Consider the following 15,031-nt stretch of genomic DNA (forward strand, 5'->3'; position numbering starts at 1 on the left):
CGCTCCATCCGGGCTACGACTTCGCGTGCTACGCCGCCCGGACCTCACCGAGGAAGCGCTCGAACTGGCCGGCGAGATCGCGCGACTGGGTCGAGAGCTGCTCGGCCGCGCCCAGCACCTCTCTTGCCGCGGCGCCGGTGTCGTCGGCGGCGCCCTGCACGCCGGAGATGTTGCTGTTGACCTCCTGGGTGCCGCGGGCAGCCTCCTGAACGCTGCGGGCGATCTCCTTGGTCGCCGAGCCCTGTTCCTCGATCGCCGCGGCGATGGCGGTGCCGATCTGGTCGATCTCGGCGATGACGTCGGCGACGTTGCGGATTGCCGCCACCGTCTCGTCGCTCGCGGTCTGGATCGCGGTGATCTGCTCGGAGATCTCGGTCGTGGCCTTGGCGGTCTGCCCGGCCAGCGACTTCACTTCGGAGGCGACCACGGCAAAGCCGCGGCCGGCCTCGCCGGCACGGGCGGCTTCGATGGTTGCATTTAGCGCAAGCAGGTTGGTCTGCTCGGCGATGCTCTGGATCAGCGTCACGACGTCGCCGATCTTCTGGGCGCCTTCGGCGAGCGTCCGCGCGGTGTCGCCGGTGCGGCGGGCATTGTCGACGGCACGGGCCGCGATCTCGGTGCTTTGGGCGACCTGACGCCCGATCTCCGCGATCGAGGAGGTCAGCTCTTCGGTGGCGCTCGCGACCGTCTGCACGTTGGTCGAGGTCTGTTCGGAGGCGGCGGCGACCACGGCGGCCTGGCTGTTGGTCTGCGCCGCCGTCGAGGTCATCGACTGCGCGGTGCTTTCCATTGCAGCAGAGGCCCGCGACAGGCCGCCGACCAGCTCGGTCACCTTGGCCTCGAAGGCGCGGGTGAGATCGTCGAGCGCCTGGGCGCGGCGCATCTTGCCGTCGTTCTCGGCCTGCTTCTCGGCCGCGAGCCGATCGGCGCGGATCATGTTGTCCTTGAACACCTGAACGGCCGCGGCCATCGCGCCGATCTCGTCGGAGCGCTCGGCGCCCGGAATGCTCTCCTCAACCTCGCCGTCGGCGAGCCGCGACATGCGCGTCGTCAGGCCGACGATCGGCGCGCAGACGCGGCGGCGAACCGTCACGATGAGGCCGGCGCTGGCGATCAGCACGGCGACAAGGCCGACGAGCGCGATCGTGAAGCTGGTGTGCGCGGCCGACGAAGCGCCGGCGAGAATCTGCTCGGCGTTGTCGTAGAAGGCGTCGCGGACGCCGATGATGGTGCCGAGGCCGCGCTGCGTGGCGGCGTAATAGGTGTCCATGTCGTGCTCGTACTTGCCGGTGATCGCGCCGTCCTTCACCAGCTTGAGCTCGCGGCCGAACTCCTCGACATAGATCGCGTTGAACTTCTCCAGGGCCTCCGCGACATTCGCCGGCGTTGTTGGATTGCCGCGCAATTCCTGCAGCGACATCACGATCTGATCGTTGCGGCCCTGCGAGCGGGCAATGTCGGCCTTCTCGGCGTCGGTCGCCGGCTTCTTTCCGCCGAGGAGGTTCTTGTGCAGGCTGGAATTGAAGCCGCCGACGTCGCGCAGCGTCATCGCGACATTAGCGTAGCTGGCCTGCCGGTAAGCGTCACCGTTCAAGATCGCCATGCGGCGGACCTGCTCGTTGAGCAGCGCAGTCACGCCGCCGTTGAGCACGGCATTGTCGGCGACGATCTTCTTGGCCGCGTCTTTGCGCGCCTCGGCGGGACCCGCCAGCGCCTTGTCGATGGCCTCGCGCAACGCGGTGAACTTCGCGTTGATGCCGTCGATGTTGCTGCCGATCGTGGTGCCGTCGTCGAACGGGCCGGGCAGCTCCTTGCGCAGCGCGTTCATCTTGTCGCGGGCGCGGTCGGTCTGCTTGCGCAGCTTGTCCTGCTCGGCCAGCAGCGCAGGGTCGATGGCCGCAGGTCCGTAGAGGATGTTGGTGGAAAAGCCGCGCTCCGGATTGAGATAGCGCGGGATGTCGCTGACCGCACGGACGATTGCGAGCCGCCCCTGCGCTTCAGTGATCCGTTCCATGGTCTGGTACTTCGTCGCGGCGACGTAGACGGCGAGACCGCCGCCGACGGTCGAGAGCGAGACGATGGCGCTGGTCAGGAGCGTACCGATTTTCATGATCTGTCCGGCAAATAACGGAGAAGTATTTTGCCCGGACGATAGGGCGGCCATGTTAATCTGCGGTTTACGCTCCCTGGCCGGCTCAGCTGTAGGTCGCGCTGACCGATCCCAGCGGACCAAAATCGGCAACGTAGGTCTCGCCAGCCTTGGGCCGGAGCATACCGGTCAGCGTGCCCGTGCTGATCGTCTGGCCGGCCTTGAGACCGATGCCGGTCCGCGACAGCTCGTTGGCAAGCCAGGCCAGCGGCACCAGCGGATGGTCAATCGCCTCTGCAGCGGAGCCGCGGCGTCTCTCGATGCCGTTGCAATTCAGGACGACATCTTGAGTGGCGACGTCGCGGCTACGCCAGTCGGCGATGGGCTCTCCGAGCACGATCGTTCCTGATCCGGAGCCGTCGGCCATGATCGCCGGCATCGGCGGAAACGCCGCATCGTGAATGAAGCGGCACTCGGCGAGCTCGATGCCGGGATGCAACGAGACCACGGCGTCGCCGACCTCGTCCACCGTATAGGGCTTCGCGCGCGGCGGCAGATCGGCGCCGAGACGCGCCTGGAACTCGACTTCAGGGATCGGGCTGCATTGTCTGGCATGCTCGACGCTGGCGGGCGAACTCTTGATCAGGGGCGCGAACACCCGCCCATAGATCGGCGCGGAGATGCGAAGCTGACGCTGGAGCCCCGACTTCATGCCCGCGATCTTCCAGCCGACGACATCCCAGCCGAGTTCTTCTTCCACCATCTGCGCGACTTGGTACGCCGTGTCCGCATCCGGTGGGACCAGCCGTTCGTCGAGGCCGCTCTGTTGCCGGCCCTCGCGACGCAAATCGGCGAGCTGACGGGCGAGTTCGCGTTGCCGGGATAAGTCCATTGCGCGTCTCCAATCTATTTTTTTGTGCAGGCGAGGGCGGTTGCGAGGACGATCTCCAGTTCCTCCTGAACCTGATCGAGCGCGTCGGCGCTGCGGCTGGCGCGACACATCGCGACCGTGCCTTCGATCGAGGCGACGACGAGCGTTGCAAGCCGCTCGGCGCGCTCGGCAGCCAGTCCTTCGCGCAACAAGGCTGCCAGCATGATCCGCCGCCAATCGGCGAACACGCCTTCGGCGAGATCGAGCAGGTGCTGCTGCGCGGCCGCGTCGTCCTTGTCACTGGGCTCACCGACATAGCGATCGACCGCCACGGCGAGCACGGGGCAGCCGGCCTCGAAGCCGGTTGCCTCCAACTGGCGGCGCCATGATGCGACAAAAGCCTTGAGGCCGCCGATCACGCCGCGTTCGTTCATGGCTTTCTCCAGAGGAATGGATACCTGCCGGCCGGCGAAGGTCACGGCTTCGGCGATCAATTGCGGCTTGCCGTCGGGGAAGTGGTGGCTGATCGAGCCGCGCGGCGTCGCTGTGTGGCGGACCACGTCGCGCATGCTGGTGGCGTTGACGCCGCGGCGGCTCATCAGGTCGGCGGCGCCGGCGATCATCCTGTCGCGTGTGGTGGCAGTCATCGGGAATCCTGCAATTGGCCATCTCCATCTAGACTATGACACTTGACATAGGCAAGCCGTGCTGAGATATGACGAGTGTCATATTCGTGGAGAGGTGCCGATTTGACCATCATTACCGTCACCGCGCCGGCCGGACGGCTCGGCCTGCCGCAGCGCCGGCAGCTTGCGGAAAGCCTGACCGACGCTGTGCTCGAGCCCGAGGTCGGCCAGAAGGCGCCGGCGGCCCGAATGGGGTTCCAGGTGCACTTCCACGACCTGCCGCCCGACAGCATGGCGATCGGCGGCCGGTTGCTGTGCGACCAGGACAAGCCGCGCGACATCATCACCGTCAACATCGCCGTCATGAGCGCGGCCTGGCCGGCGGAGGTGCGCGCCGAGGTGATCCGCAACGTGCTGGCGCGGCTTGCGGAGGCCTGCGGCATGCCGGCGCCGTCGCCGACCTGGTGGGTCAATTTCGAGATCATCGATGAGGGAAGCTGGGGATCGCGCGGCGGGGTGCTCTCGATCCTTCAGCTGCTGGATTCCGGCGTGTTCACGCCGGCCCGGATCGAGGCGATCCGCGCGGCGCTTCAGCAGCCGGCCTGACTTGCTGCCAACACCAACAATCGGGAGACGAGCACATGAGCGAAGGTCAGATCGGCACCGAGGTGCACGGCCACGTCCTCAAGATCATCATCGCCAACGCCGCGAAGAAAAACGCGTTCACGCCTGCGATGATGGAGCAATTGTCCGATGCACTCACCGAATTGCACCACAACGAGGCCTATCGCGTCGGCGTGGTCTGCGCCGAGGGCGGGGATTTCACTGCAGGTCTCGATATGCCCAAATTCTTCGGTCCCACCGCGGAGAAGCGCAACATCAAGGACGGTAATGTCGACCCGTTCGGGCTCAATAAGCGCTGCCGCAAGCCCATCGTGACGGCCGTGCAGGGTATCGTCTACACCATCGGCATCGAGCTGATGCTCGCCGGTGACATCGTGGTTGCGGCCGATGATTCACGCTTCTGCCAGATGGAGGCGAGGCGCGGCATCGCACCGCTGGGCGGCGCGCATTTCCGCTTCCTGTCGCGGGCCGGTTGGGGCGATGCGATGTATCATCTGTTCCTCTGCGACGAGTTTTCGGCGCAGCGCGCGCATGCGATCGGTCTCGTCCAGGAGGTCGTGCCTGCAGGCGAGCAGATCGGGCGGGCGATGACGCTCGCCGCCATGATCGCGCGCAATGCGCCGCTCGGCATCCAGGTGACCAAGGAAGCGGCGGCGAACTATGTCGAAGCTGGCGAAGCGGCTGCGATTGCCTACATCCCGAAAATTCGCGATCGCGTGCTCGGCAGTGCCGACGCCAAGGAGGGCATCCAATCCTTCATTGAGCGTCGCGCGGCCGTCTTCCAAGGACGCTGATCGGCGCCTGCTAATGCCGAGCCTGATCGAGCCTTTCGAGGATCTCCAGCGTGGCGCCGTCGCGTTCGCCCGCGAAATAGCGGGCGAGCGCCTGATCGAAGACGGGCTCGGCGGAGATCGCGCCGAACAGCGTCATCGACGAGCGGAATTTGGCGTCATCCGGCGCGCCGAGGATCGCGTTGATGGTCCGGCCCTCGACTGCGAGCACCAGCTTGGTGCATTCGATCAGCCGCCCGCCCAGGATAGGGTGGACGAGATAGGCCTCGGCCTCCGCGCGGGAGCCGATGGCATATCGCTGCGACATGGCGCTGGCGCCGAGACCTGCGACCTGGGGGAAGATGAACCACATCCAGTGAGTCTGCTTCCGGCCCCTAGTCAGCTCGCCCAAGATGTCGCCATAGACCGGGTCTTGGGCCTGGACAAAGCGATCGAGATCGAACGGATCGGTCATTGGATACCTTAGGGGATACCTTTGGAGGGCCTTGGCGGCCCCGATTATGCCTAACTTTTGGCTCCCAATGTGGTAGCTGGTATAGAGTCTCTCCGGGTGGGGGTGGGTAAGCCCCCGGGGGTCGATTTGGGGATCTGATGGTTTCCGACGCAGCACACGCCGAGAGGCTGTTGTCGCGCCGCCGTGTCGGGCGGGCTGAAACGATTCTGCTGTCTGTGGCCGCGATGGCGCTGGCGCTCGGCGCCGCCGCGTGGGTCGCCGATATCAGCGATTCGACCCCGCTGGTCTCCGCGGCGTTGCCGCCGGCCAATGCCCCCTCATTCGAGGACCGTTTCGCCTCGGCCTCAGCCGGCCCGTCGCCGCGCGAGCTTGGTCTGCGGGTGCTGGAGCGCTCCGCGGTGAATGCGGCCCAGCTCAAGCTGCGGGATGCCAAGGCGATGCTGGCCCAGAAGCTCCAGGGCGACGACTGGCGCTCGATCCTGACCGAGGACGACCGGTACATGACCGAGGAGGCGAGGCGCTCGCAGCGCGCCGACGCCATCCCCATGCCGCGCGCGCGTCCAGTCCAGGCGGACTTCTCCGCTCAGATCGCCTCCAGCCAGGCCTATGCGGACACCAATCTCAGGGTCGACAACCGCAATTTCTTCGAAAAATTCACCGACAAGATCAAGCTGGCCTCGCTGACGCCCGGCGACGGCCTGCTCGGCAGGGGGCCGGACCTCGCCGCGCTCGGCTACGATTCGCGCACCGCGGTCTATGACATCTCGGCCAAGGCGGTCTATCTGCCGAGCGGCGTGGCGCTGGAAGCTCATTCCGGCCTGGGCGCCCTGATGGACAATCCTGACCATGTCGACCGGCGGATGGTCGGCGCGACGCCGCCGGCGATCTACGATCTGAAGCCGCGCGAAAAGCCGTTCCACGGCGTCCGTGCGCTGCGCATGACCCCGGTCGAAGGCACCAGCGCGCTCGGCCGCGTCGGGCTGCTCACGCACAATTACCTGCTCGGGCCGCGCGGCGATTCCAACGGCTGCGTCTCGATCAAGGACTATGATCGGTTCATCAAGGCCTACGACAATGGCGAGTTCAACCGCCTGGTCGTGGTGCCGAGTCTGCGCGGCGCGGCGACCGCCTCGCAGCGCGCGAGCACCGATTCCTGATATTCGCCTGCGACGGCGGGGCTGCCGTTTCCCCTTCGTTAAGCCGTCCTCGTCCAGAAGCAGCCCATGAGCGATCCATCCAATTCCGAGACCCCGCTGCGCACGACGTTCAAGATCAAGCTGAACGGCGACACGCTGGCGATCGCGACCGTCGGTCAGGCCTATCAATTCCTGACCAACTTCAAATCGGTCGAGTGGATGGAATTTCGCTCGCTGCACGAGGACGCCGTCGCGGCCCTGGAAGGCGCCGCCGGTAACGCCATGCTGGCGGTGCAGGCAACCAACGCCGTGCGCGCGCTGTTCGTCAGCGCCAAGCTGCTCTGAGAGAATCTCTCCCTCTGGCCTGATCCGTCGCCCTCGAACCCACTGCAAGGCGGGTGCGACGAAGGCTTGCGCGTCCGCGCCAGGGAGAGGGAATATGAAATTGGCAGAATTCATTGCAGGCATCGAAGTTGGCGCGGAGCAACCAACCGAAGCCGCGCTCACCGCCTTCGAGACGTCCATCGGCTGTCGCTTGCCGGACGACTATCGCCGCTTCCTGCTGGCCTGCGCCGGCGGCTATCATCAGGGGGGCGCCGGCTTCAATTGGCCGCATGGGGACTGGGCGGGTTCGGTGCAGGAGGTCCTGGGATTGCGGTCCGACGAGTGCTCGCTGGTGCAGACGCGCCAGACGCCGCAATGGCCGACCGTCGATGAGCTGTTGTGGATCATGAGCGACCACGGCGGCAATCCGATCTGCATGACGATCGACAAGGCCCATTTCGGCGAGATCTGGTTCATGGACCACGAGATGGCCGAATACGAAAAGCCCTGGACACTGGCGCAGGCGATGTCCGATCAATGGGGCTATGTCCTGCCGCTAGCACCGACGTTCAGCGATTTCATCGCCGGCCTGTACGAGGAAGCAGCGGCCGCCTGAGGCGAGGCCGGGCCGAGCGGGCGGGTCCGCCGCGACATGCTGGGTCCAGCTGGTCCACGGTATCCGGTGCAAGCCCGACCTTTCTTTTCCGTCGCTTGAACTCCGCTCCCGGAACGGGCAAACGGTTCGCCAAGAAACCGTGGCCCAGGCCATCCATTCGACGCTGAGTTCAAGGGAGACCCATCATGAAACGCCGTACATTCCTCCAAGGTGGTGCGGTCGCCGGCGCGACCACGCTGGTTGCGGCCCCTGCGATCGCGCAGAGCATGCCCGAGATCAAATGGCGCCTGACGTCGAGCTTCCCGAGATCGCTCGACACCATCTACGGCACGGCGCAGACCTTCGCGAAATATGTCGCCGAGGCCACCGACAACAAATTCCAGATCCAGACCTTCTCGGCGGGCGAGCTCGTGCCCGGCCTGCAGGCGCTCGATGCGGTCAGCACCGCATCAGTGGAGATGGCGCAGACGCCGCTCTATTTTTACATCGGCAAGGAGCCGGCGCTGGCCTATGCCACCGGCGCGCCCTTCGGCATGAACCATCGGCATCAGGAATCATGGTGGCACTTCGGGGGCGGCGCCGACCTCACCAACGAAGCGCTCAAACCCTTCAAGGCGCACGCCATCCTCTGCGGCAATTCCGGCACCCAGATGGGCGGCTGGTTCCGCAAGGAGATCAAGTCCGTCGACGACCTCAAGGGCCTGAAATTCCGCATCGCCGGCATGGGTGGCCATGTGCTGGCAAAGCTCGGGGTCGTCCCGCAGCAGATCGCGGGAGGCGATATCTATCCGGCGCTGGAGAAGGGCACGATCGACGCGGTCGAATTCGTCGGTCCTTATGACGACGAGAAGCTCGGCTTCTACAAGGTCGCCAAATACTACTACTTCCCCGGCTGGTGGGAAGGCGGTGCCATGTTGCACATGATCGTCAACGACGAGAAATGGAATTCGCTGCCTAAGCAATATCAGGCGATCGTCAACCAGGCGGGCGCGGCGGCCGGTGCGTGGATGCTCGAGAAATACGACAGCGTGAACCCCGGTGCGCTAAAGCGGCTGATTGCGAACGGCACCGAGCTGAAGGCGTTCCCGCAACCGGTGCTGGAGGCCTGCTACAATGCGACTCAGGACCATCTGAACGAGCTCGCCGCCAAGAGCGACCTGTTCAAGCGGACCAAGGAGGGCCACGACGCGTATATGAAGGAGGTGCTGTTCTATACGCAGATCGCGGAGAATTTCTACGACAACTATCTGCTCAGCAAGACGCGCAGCAAGACCTGAGCGGAAGAGGCGAGGGCGCGGTGTTTACGCCGCGCCCAGCTTCGTAGCCCGGATGGAGCGCAGCGCAATCCGGGAGAGTGCCGGGTGATGCGCGAGACCCGGATTGCACAAACGGGCGGCGCTTTCGCGCCGACCGTTGGCTCTATCCAGGCTACGGGACCGCGCATCCACTCACGTAACTGCGCGGAGACATTAACCAGCCATTAACCATATCGGCCGCATCGTTAACCATTCAATAACAGGGAACGAGTCGGCCGCCATGGAGGCTGCAGCAAAGGTCCAACGTCAGATGGTGCGCCTGCGCGGGCGCTCCTATGTGGCTTTCGTGTTCACGCCGACGGTTCCGGTCCAGGACTGGCTGCACGAGATCGACGCCACGATTGCGCGCTCGCCCGGCTTTTTCGCCGGCCGGCCGGTGGTGATCGACCTGTCTTCGGTCGATCTCAGCCAGGCCGGCATCTGCCATCTGCTCACCAGCCTGCAGGACCGCAACATCCGCGTGCTCGGCATCGAGGGTGTGGAGGAGGGAAGGCTGACGCCGACGATGCCGCCGCTGCTGTCGGGCGGACGCAGCTGCGTGGTCGAGCCGAGCGCGTCGAAGAAGGCCGAGGTGAAGGTCGAGACCAAGCCGACGTCGCTGCTGCTCGAAACCCCGGTGCGCTCGGGCCAGACCGTGATCTTCCCGGAAGGCGACGTCACCATTCTCGGCTCGGTCGGCTCGGGCGCCGAGGTCGTCGCCGGCGGCTCCATCCACGTCTACGGCGCGCTGCGCGGCCGCGCCATGGCGGGCGTCAATGGACACACCAGCGCGCGCATCTATTGCCAGAAGATCGAAGCCGAACTGCTTGCAATCGACGGATTTTACCAGACCGCCGAGGACATCGACGAGGCCCTGCGCGGCAAGCCGGCGCAGGCCTGGCTGCAGGGGAATACCATGCGAATTACAGCACTGAACTGACCAGCAAAGGAGACATTTCAGATGAGTAAGGTACTGGTCGTGACATCAGGCAAGGGCGGGGTCGGTAAGACCACGACCACCGCCGCGCTGGGAGCTGCCTTGGCGCAGCGCGGCGACAAGGTGGTCGTCGTCGATTTCGACGTCGGCCTGCGCAACCTCGACCTCGTGATGGGCGCCGAACGCCGCGTCGTGTTCGATCTCATCAACGTGGTGCAGGGCGTCGCCAAACTCCCGCAGGCGCTGATCAAGGACAAGCGGCTGGAGAATTTGTGGCTGCTGCCGGCGTCCCAAACCCGCGACAAGGACGCGCTGACGGAGGAGGGCGTCGGCAAGGTCATTGCCGAGTTGCGCAGCCGGTTCGACTGGGTGATCTGCGACAGCCCGGCCGGCATCGAGCGCGGCGCTTCCATGGCGATGCGCTTTGCCGACGAGGCCGTGATCGTCACCAATCCGGAAGTCTCCTCGGTGCGCGATTCCGACCGCATCATCGGCATGCTCGATTCCAAGACGGTGCGGGCCGAGAAGGGCGAGCGCGTCGAGAAGCATATTCTCATCACTCGCTACGATCCCTCACGCGCCGCGCGCGGCGAGATGTTGACCATCGACGACATCCTGGAGATCCTTGCCACGCCCTTGCTCGGCATCATCCCCGAGAGCCAGGACGTGTTGAAGGCCTCCAACGTCGGCACGCCTGTGACTCTGTCGAATGCCGATGGAGCGCCGGCACGAGCCTATATGGACGCCGCTAAGCGCCTCTGCGGCGAGAACGTGACAATGCACGTTCCTGCCGAGCGCAGAGGATTTATGGACCGGCTGCTGCGACGGAGGGCTGCATGAGCATGGGTCTGCTTCGACTCCTCCGCGGCAAGAAGGCCACAGCACCCGTCGCGCGCGAACGGCTGCAGATCCTGCTTGCCCATGAGCGTGGAATGCGCGGCCAGCCCGATCTGCTCGGTGTGCTGCGTGAGGAAATTCTCGCTGTCGTGTCCAAACATGTGACGCTGGACCCGACCAAGGTCATCGTCCGGCTCGAACGCGGCGACGAGGTCTCGACCCTCGAGGTCGACATCGAGGTGCCCAACGATTTCGAGGGCAAGAAGGTGGCGGTCGCGTAGGGGACGCGGCCCGCAGACTCCCGTTTTGGGGTGGGTGAGAAGGCGGTCCGCCGGGCATGGCGGGCCGCCCTTGTCTTGCCGCTCACATCGATTGGACGGAACGCGCCCCGCGCCTCGACCGTTGTGAACCACCCGCGGCAGCGTTGCACCGCGGCTGGTCAGACGGGAGAGCGCCCATGATGTCCGAGGTCCAGGTCCATACACTTGCCCGGCAGATGCTCGAACAGCACGGCTTTGCTGCGATCGCGAAGGCCGCTGAGCAGGCTCAGGCCTGCGAGGGCCGCGGCGAGGCCGATGAGGCCAGGGAATGGCGTCACATCGTGGACGCCATGAAGATCATGCGCGGCCCGCATCAGAGCTGACATCCGAAGGCGCGAGCCCCTTCAACGCTCGCCGCGATCGCCGCCTTGGGACGAATTGCGGTTCTGTGTCTGCGGCTGCGCGCGCTCGCCCGATTCCTTGCAGGGCAGCGGTTCCCACGAGCCGTCCGGCGCCTGCTGATAGGCACTGCAGGACGGCGAGGTGGACTTTTCCCCGCCCTTCTGGGCGTCGGAATTTCTCGCCAGTGCGGGCGCAGTCAGCACCGCGGCGGCTGCAATCGCGCCGGCGAAAACGAAATGGATACTCCGCATGAGGACCTCCTGTTCGAATTCGGAAAGAGGCCGCATGCTGTGAAAAATTATGACGATTTTGGGCCGCGGCAGAGGTTCCGTCGCGGCGTGCTTAACGGGGCGGCGCGCTAGCCACCCTTGCTGCGGATCAGGCCGGCGAGATTGGTCTTCTGGGCTTCGCACCAGCCGGACATGCCGAGGCGGCGCTGGTCCATGTCGGTCGCCTGGGTCGCGATCGCGACCTCCGCCATCAGGTCATCGTCCTGCTTCTCGCCCATCTTGCCGCCGGTATGCAGCCAGGCGATCGCCTTGCGCACCTTCTCGGTGGTGCCGTCGGGCAGGTGCATCTGCTGCGCCCTCTGCACGAGGTCCTGATAGGCGAGATCGGTGTTGGGGCACTCGACCTTGGCGGCGAACGCCTGCAAGACCATCGTCACATAGGTCGATCGCGGCGGCGCATCGCCCGCGAGGGCCGGCGCGGCCAACAGCAACAGGCCCGTCATCAGAAAACCGGTGCGCATCCCTGGGACCTCCTCCATTTCATCGAGAGGCTAGCGTCCGGCGCGCCGCTCGGCAATGGGACCGGGACACAATTGTCGCCGATCGGCCCAGTAGGCTAACCTGCGCTCCCCAGCATCGGAGCGCGATATGAGCCTGTTCAGCACGCCGTTCGATCCCACACGCGACACCGCGCTTGTCACCGGCGCAGGCAACGGCATCGGCCGCGCGATCGCGCTCGGCCTGGTCGGCGAGGGCGTCCGCACCGTGTTCGCGGATGTCAGCGCGGAGCGGGTGCGTGCCGCGATCGGCGCGAGCGAGAGGCCAGGTCTCGCCGTGCCCTGGGTCGGCAATCTTGCCAGCTTCGAGGCCTGCGATGAGCTGCTGACATCAGCGCATTCCGCGCTGGGCGAGGTCACGCATTTGGTCCACAGCGCCTCGCCGCCGCGGCGCGAGGCGGATCACTTGCTCGCAGTCGATCGCAACACCTGGCAGGAGATGCATGCCGTCAATCTCGATGCCGGCTTTCACCTGGCGCGCGGGCTCGCCAAGCGGCTGATCGCGGCGAAGCGGCCGGGCTCGTTCCTGTTTCTGACCTCGCTACATGCGGGCACGCCGCGCAACCTGGCGCATTACTCGACGGCAAAGGCCGCCATGGCGATGCTGGTGAAGGAGCTGGCCAAGACGCTCGGACGCTACGACATCCGCGTCAACGCGCTGGTCCCCGGCGCGATCGCAGCCGGCGGGTTCGTCGCCGATCCCGCGCTGGCGCGGCACATTCCGCTCGGACGCCTCGGTGAGGCCGGGGATCTCGCACCGATGGCGCTCACGGTGCTGTCGAACAAGCTGTCCGCTTACGTCACCGGCGCAGCCTTCGTCGTCGACGGCGGATTGTCGCTGACGAACTGGTTCGAGGCGCCGGTGCTGGATTAGCCTAGCGCTGCCAGGCCGGCACCGGATCGAGCGGCGTGCGATAGACCTCGTTGTGATCGCGATCGGTGACGCGCACCGCGCAACCTTTCTGCTGTAGTTCGGGCTTTACCTGCGACAGCTCGCAAGCCAATTGGTCGGCGCGATCGGAGGCAACCTCGATGTCTTCGAGGATGATTCCACCCTGGTTCTTGAACTCACCACCAACCACGAGATCGAAAGAATAGTAGGGCATCCGAATTCCCCGGTGTGACGATCTGAGCTTCAGTGCAAGTCTCAACACATGTCGGATGGTACCACTGAGTCGACATCTATCGAATGAACAGAGCGCGCAATCTCTGGGCTTATGGCGCAGAAATGATGTGCAACGTGCGGGCTCGTTAAGAGTTTATTAAATATACCCGCGCGATCATTAGGCATCGAATTGCAGCAGAACCGGGCTCCGGGAACCGGCAGCTGCAAGAGAAGGCCGCCGGCATAGATCCCGACGGCCTTTTCTCTTGAGCGAGACGTCGCTCACCGTAATCGCCCGGAGTTAACGCTTCACATCGACTCGGACAGCGTGCGTGAGCGCGTGACAGCAAGGCTGCGTCGCTGCTCTAAAGCGCGATGCGATCAGGATGAATCGTCATCGCGCTTCAGGTTGTTGTTGTTTGAGCATGATCGTTTCGGAAAACCGCTGCGCACTTTGCGCTTACGCGGCCCTTCGGGTTCGGATCATGCTCTAGCGCAGCGGCATCGGCGGACGCACGATAGGTCCGTCGTCATCAGCAACGGCTTGCGTCGTCGTGGTCGGCGCAGCCGGCGGCGTGGCGGCGGCGGCCTGCGATAGCGGCGGCGGAGGCGCGAGCGGTGCGGGCGAAGAGGCCGGCATGTAGGTCCGCGTTACAGGCGGCTTGGGCTTGCGAACCGGCGCCGCCGCAGGCTGCGGCGGGAGCGCGGCTGCGCGCGCGCGCGGATCGACCGGCGGCCTCGCCTCGGTGACCGGCTTCGGTGCGGGAGGCCTCGCCATCTCACGCGCCATCTGCTCCTGTCCGGCTTTCAACTCGGCGATGTTGGCCTTGAGCTGCTCGATCTGCTGCGCCATGGCGGCGAGATCGCGTGTCATCGATTGCACCGATTGCGCCGCGTCGACCGACTGTGGTGCCGCGGGCGCAGTCGCAGCTAGCTGAGCCGCGGGCGGCGTCGCAGCTTGATCTGCGGTTTGGTTGGGCGTGGCTTCCGCTGCGGGCGGCGCAGCCTGGGCGGCGGCGACCGGCGCGCTTTGCTGCGGTGTCGCAGACAACAACGAGGTCGTCGGGAGCAGCGAGGTCAGCACCGGCGTCCATTCGGCCAGTAACTGCTTTGCTGTGTCGCCGTGCTTCTCCCAGGCGATGCTGGCGGCCACGCTGGCGCCGGCAAGCAGGAACGTGACGAACGCCCCGCGCAGCCACTTGCCGACCGAGGACCGCTTCTTCATCACGGGACCATCGCTGGACGTGACGCGGACAGCGGTGTCGATCGACGGTGCCGCAGTGGATTTTCCGTAGACGACGTTGATGCTTGGCTCGGGCGCGCGCGCCGGCTCCAGAGTGAACTTCGGCGTGACCTTGGGCTGCGGGGCAAACTTGGGTTCCGGGGCAAACCTGGGCTCCGGACGCGGCGCGATCTCTGCAGGCGACACGCTGGCGGGGCGCGAGGCCCGCACGATCTCGGGCGAGATCTGGACCGCGTCGTGAGGATCGTTGTCCTTGACCGTGTCTTTCACGATCTCATCGACGATTTGCTTGGCGTTCAGCGTCGCGAGCATCGCAGCTCCTTTGAAGCCCAGTGTTCGAGGTTAAGGCATCCGCATTGGCGCGGGGCTGATCCGAGGTGAGGCCATACCCAGTCCCCAAGTCGCACGAGTCCAGCCGGGTTTGACCAAAGCAAGGCGAGGGGATGGAGATGATGCGACACTCTTCCGCCCTTTGTGGTGATGGAACCCAATTTGCCGAACACGCGCATGTGTTCCTGCACCGCCTTGTTTTCAGCACGATTTTGGCAATATCTGGTGACGGCGGGGGCGTCGTTATTCCGCTATCGGGGGGCCGGCGGTGCCAAGATCTCTACTCGTTTTGTTCGTCGCAGCC

Annotated in this window: 19 protein-coding genes; 11 read left to right on the plus strand and 8 right to left on the minus strand. The window is 65.3% G+C overall.

Features of this window, described 5'->3' with window-relative positions; all coding sequences use genetic code 11:
• Window positions 1-28: 28 nt before the first annotated feature.
• The 3 genes from I6F28_RS16140 to I6F28_RS16150 form a co-directional block, all read right to left on the minus strand.
• A complete protein-coding gene (locus I6F28_RS16140; RefSeq protein WP_225140307.1) occupies window positions 29-2,110 on the minus strand; it encodes a methyl-accepting chemotaxis protein in 2,082 nt (693 codons plus the stop codon).
• 85 nt (window positions 2,111-2,195) lie between these two features.
• Window positions 2,196-2,981, minus strand: a complete 786-nt coding sequence (locus I6F28_RS16145; protein WP_225128566.1) for a 2-keto-4-pentenoate hydratase — start codon at window positions 2,979-2,981, stop codon at window positions 2,196-2,198.
• 14 nt (window positions 2,982-2,995) lie between these two features.
• The gene (locus I6F28_RS16150) at window positions 2,996-3,583 is read right to left on the minus strand and encodes a TetR/AcrR family transcriptional regulator (protein ID WP_225140308.1); all 588 of its coding nucleotides are present in this window, start codon (window positions 3,581-3,583) and stop codon (window positions 2,996-2,998) included.
• Window positions 3,584-3,709: 126 nt separating this feature from the next.
• Between I6F28_RS16150 and I6F28_RS16155 the strand changes: the two genes are divergently transcribed.
• Window positions 3,710-4,192: a tautomerase family protein gene (locus tag I6F28_RS16155; RefSeq protein WP_225140309.1), complete on the plus strand. Its 483-nt coding sequence runs from the start codon at window positions 3,710-3,712 to the stop codon at window positions 4,190-4,192.
• A gap of 35 nt (window positions 4,193-4,227) precedes the next feature.
• Complete coding sequence (locus tag I6F28_RS16160; protein ID WP_225140310.1) at window positions 4,228-5,004, plus strand: crotonase/enoyl-CoA hydratase family protein; 777 nt, start codon at window positions 4,228-4,230, stop codon at window positions 5,002-5,004.
• 10 nt (window positions 5,005-5,014) lie between these two features.
• Here the strand turns inward: I6F28_RS16160 and I6F28_RS16165 are convergent, their stop codons facing one another.
• Window positions 5,015-5,455 carry a DUF1810 domain-containing protein gene (locus tag I6F28_RS16165; RefSeq protein WP_225140311.1) on the minus strand — a complete coding sequence of 147 codons (441 nt, stop codon included), beginning with the start codon at window positions 5,453-5,455 and terminating at the stop codon, window positions 5,015-5,017.
• Window positions 5,456-5,661: 206 nt separating this feature from the next.
• Between I6F28_RS16165 and I6F28_RS16170 the strand changes: the two genes are divergently transcribed.
• The 8 genes from I6F28_RS16170 (at window position 5,662) to I6F28_RS16205 (ending at window position 11,243) form a co-directional block, all read left to right on the plus strand.
• Window positions 5,662-6,612, plus strand: coding sequence for a DUF2778 domain-containing protein (locus I6F28_RS16170; protein WP_036000297.1), 951 nt, complete (start codon window positions 5,662-5,664; stop codon window positions 6,610-6,612).
• Between the two features lie 66 nt (window positions 6,613-6,678).
• The gene (locus I6F28_RS16175) at window positions 6,679-6,936 is read left to right on the plus strand and encodes a hypothetical protein (RefSeq protein ID WP_036000273.1); all 258 of its coding nucleotides are present in this window, start codon (window positions 6,679-6,681) and stop codon (window positions 6,934-6,936) included.
• 94 nt (window positions 6,937-7,030) lie between these two features.
• Window positions 7,031-7,531 (plus strand): SMI1/KNR4 family protein, encoded by a 501-nt coding sequence (locus I6F28_RS16180; RefSeq protein ID WP_225113942.1) that lies wholly within the window; start codon window positions 7,031-7,033, stop codon window positions 7,529-7,531.
• Between the two features lie 185 nt (window positions 7,532-7,716).
• Window positions 7,717-8,808: a TRAP transporter substrate-binding protein gene (locus tag I6F28_RS16185; protein ID WP_225140312.1), complete on the plus strand. Its 1,092-nt coding sequence runs from the start codon at window positions 7,717-7,719 to the stop codon at window positions 8,806-8,808.
• A 259-nt stretch (window positions 8,809-9,067) separates the two neighbouring features.
• Window positions 9,068-9,766: a septum site-determining protein MinC gene (minC, locus tag I6F28_RS16190; RefSeq protein ID WP_225140313.1), complete on the plus strand. Its 699-nt coding sequence runs from the start codon at window positions 9,068-9,070 to the stop codon at window positions 9,764-9,766.
• Window positions 9,767-9,787: 21 nt separating this feature from the next.
• Window positions 9,788-10,603, plus strand: a complete 816-nt coding sequence (gene minD / locus I6F28_RS16195; protein ID WP_036022837.1) for a septum site-determining protein MinD — start codon at window positions 9,788-9,790, stop codon at window positions 10,601-10,603.
• Entirely contained in the window at window positions 10,600-10,881 is a 282-nt protein-coding gene (gene minE / locus I6F28_RS16200; protein WP_036033781.1) for a cell division topological specificity factor MinE, read from the plus strand. Before minD ends, minE begins: the two co-directional genes overlap by 4 nt.
• 176 nt (window positions 10,882-11,057) lie before the next feature.
• The gene (locus I6F28_RS16205; RefSeq protein ID WP_036000257.1) at window positions 11,058-11,243 is read left to right on the plus strand and encodes a hypothetical protein; all 186 of its coding nucleotides are present in this window, start codon (window positions 11,058-11,060) and stop codon (window positions 11,241-11,243) included.
• A gap of 21 nt (window positions 11,244-11,264) precedes the next feature.
• On the opposite strand, the gene I6F28_RS16210 is transcribed toward I6F28_RS16205, so the two are convergent.
• Entirely contained in the window at window positions 11,265-11,513 is a 249-nt protein-coding gene (locus I6F28_RS16210) for a hypothetical protein (protein ID WP_057029327.1), read from the minus strand.
• A 107-nt stretch (window positions 11,514-11,620) separates the two neighbouring features.
• Window positions 11,621-12,013 (minus strand): hypothetical protein, encoded by a 393-nt coding sequence (locus tag I6F28_RS16215; protein WP_036000295.1) that lies wholly within the window; start codon window positions 12,011-12,013, stop codon window positions 11,621-11,623.
• Window positions 12,014-12,140: 127 nt separating this feature from the next.
• Here I6F28_RS16215 and I6F28_RS16220 point away from each other — a divergent pair, with 127 nt between their 5' ends.
• Complete coding sequence (locus I6F28_RS16220; RefSeq protein WP_225140314.1) at window positions 12,141-12,923, plus strand: SDR family NAD(P)-dependent oxidoreductase; 783 nt, start codon at window positions 12,141-12,143, stop codon at window positions 12,921-12,923.
• A 1-nt stretch (window position 12,924) separates the two neighbouring features.
• On the opposite strand, the gene I6F28_RS16225 is transcribed toward I6F28_RS16220, so the two are convergent.
• On the minus strand, window positions 12,925-13,155 hold the full coding sequence (locus I6F28_RS16225) for a DUF6894 family protein (protein WP_057029028.1): 231 nt from the start codon (window positions 13,153-13,155) through the stop codon (window positions 12,925-12,927).
• Between the two features lie 489 nt (window positions 13,156-13,644).
• Window positions 13,645-14,709, minus strand: a complete 1,065-nt coding sequence (locus I6F28_RS16230) for a hypothetical protein (RefSeq protein WP_225140315.1) — start codon at window positions 14,707-14,709, stop codon at window positions 13,645-13,647.
• Window positions 14,710-15,031 lie beyond the last annotated feature (322 nt).

Origin of the sequence: Bradyrhizobium sp. NBAIM14 (assembly GCF_020193895.1) — a bacterium.
GTDB classification, from domain to species: domain Bacteria; phylum Pseudomonadota; class Alphaproteobacteria; order Rhizobiales; family Xanthobacteraceae; genus Bradyrhizobium; species Bradyrhizobium yuanmingense.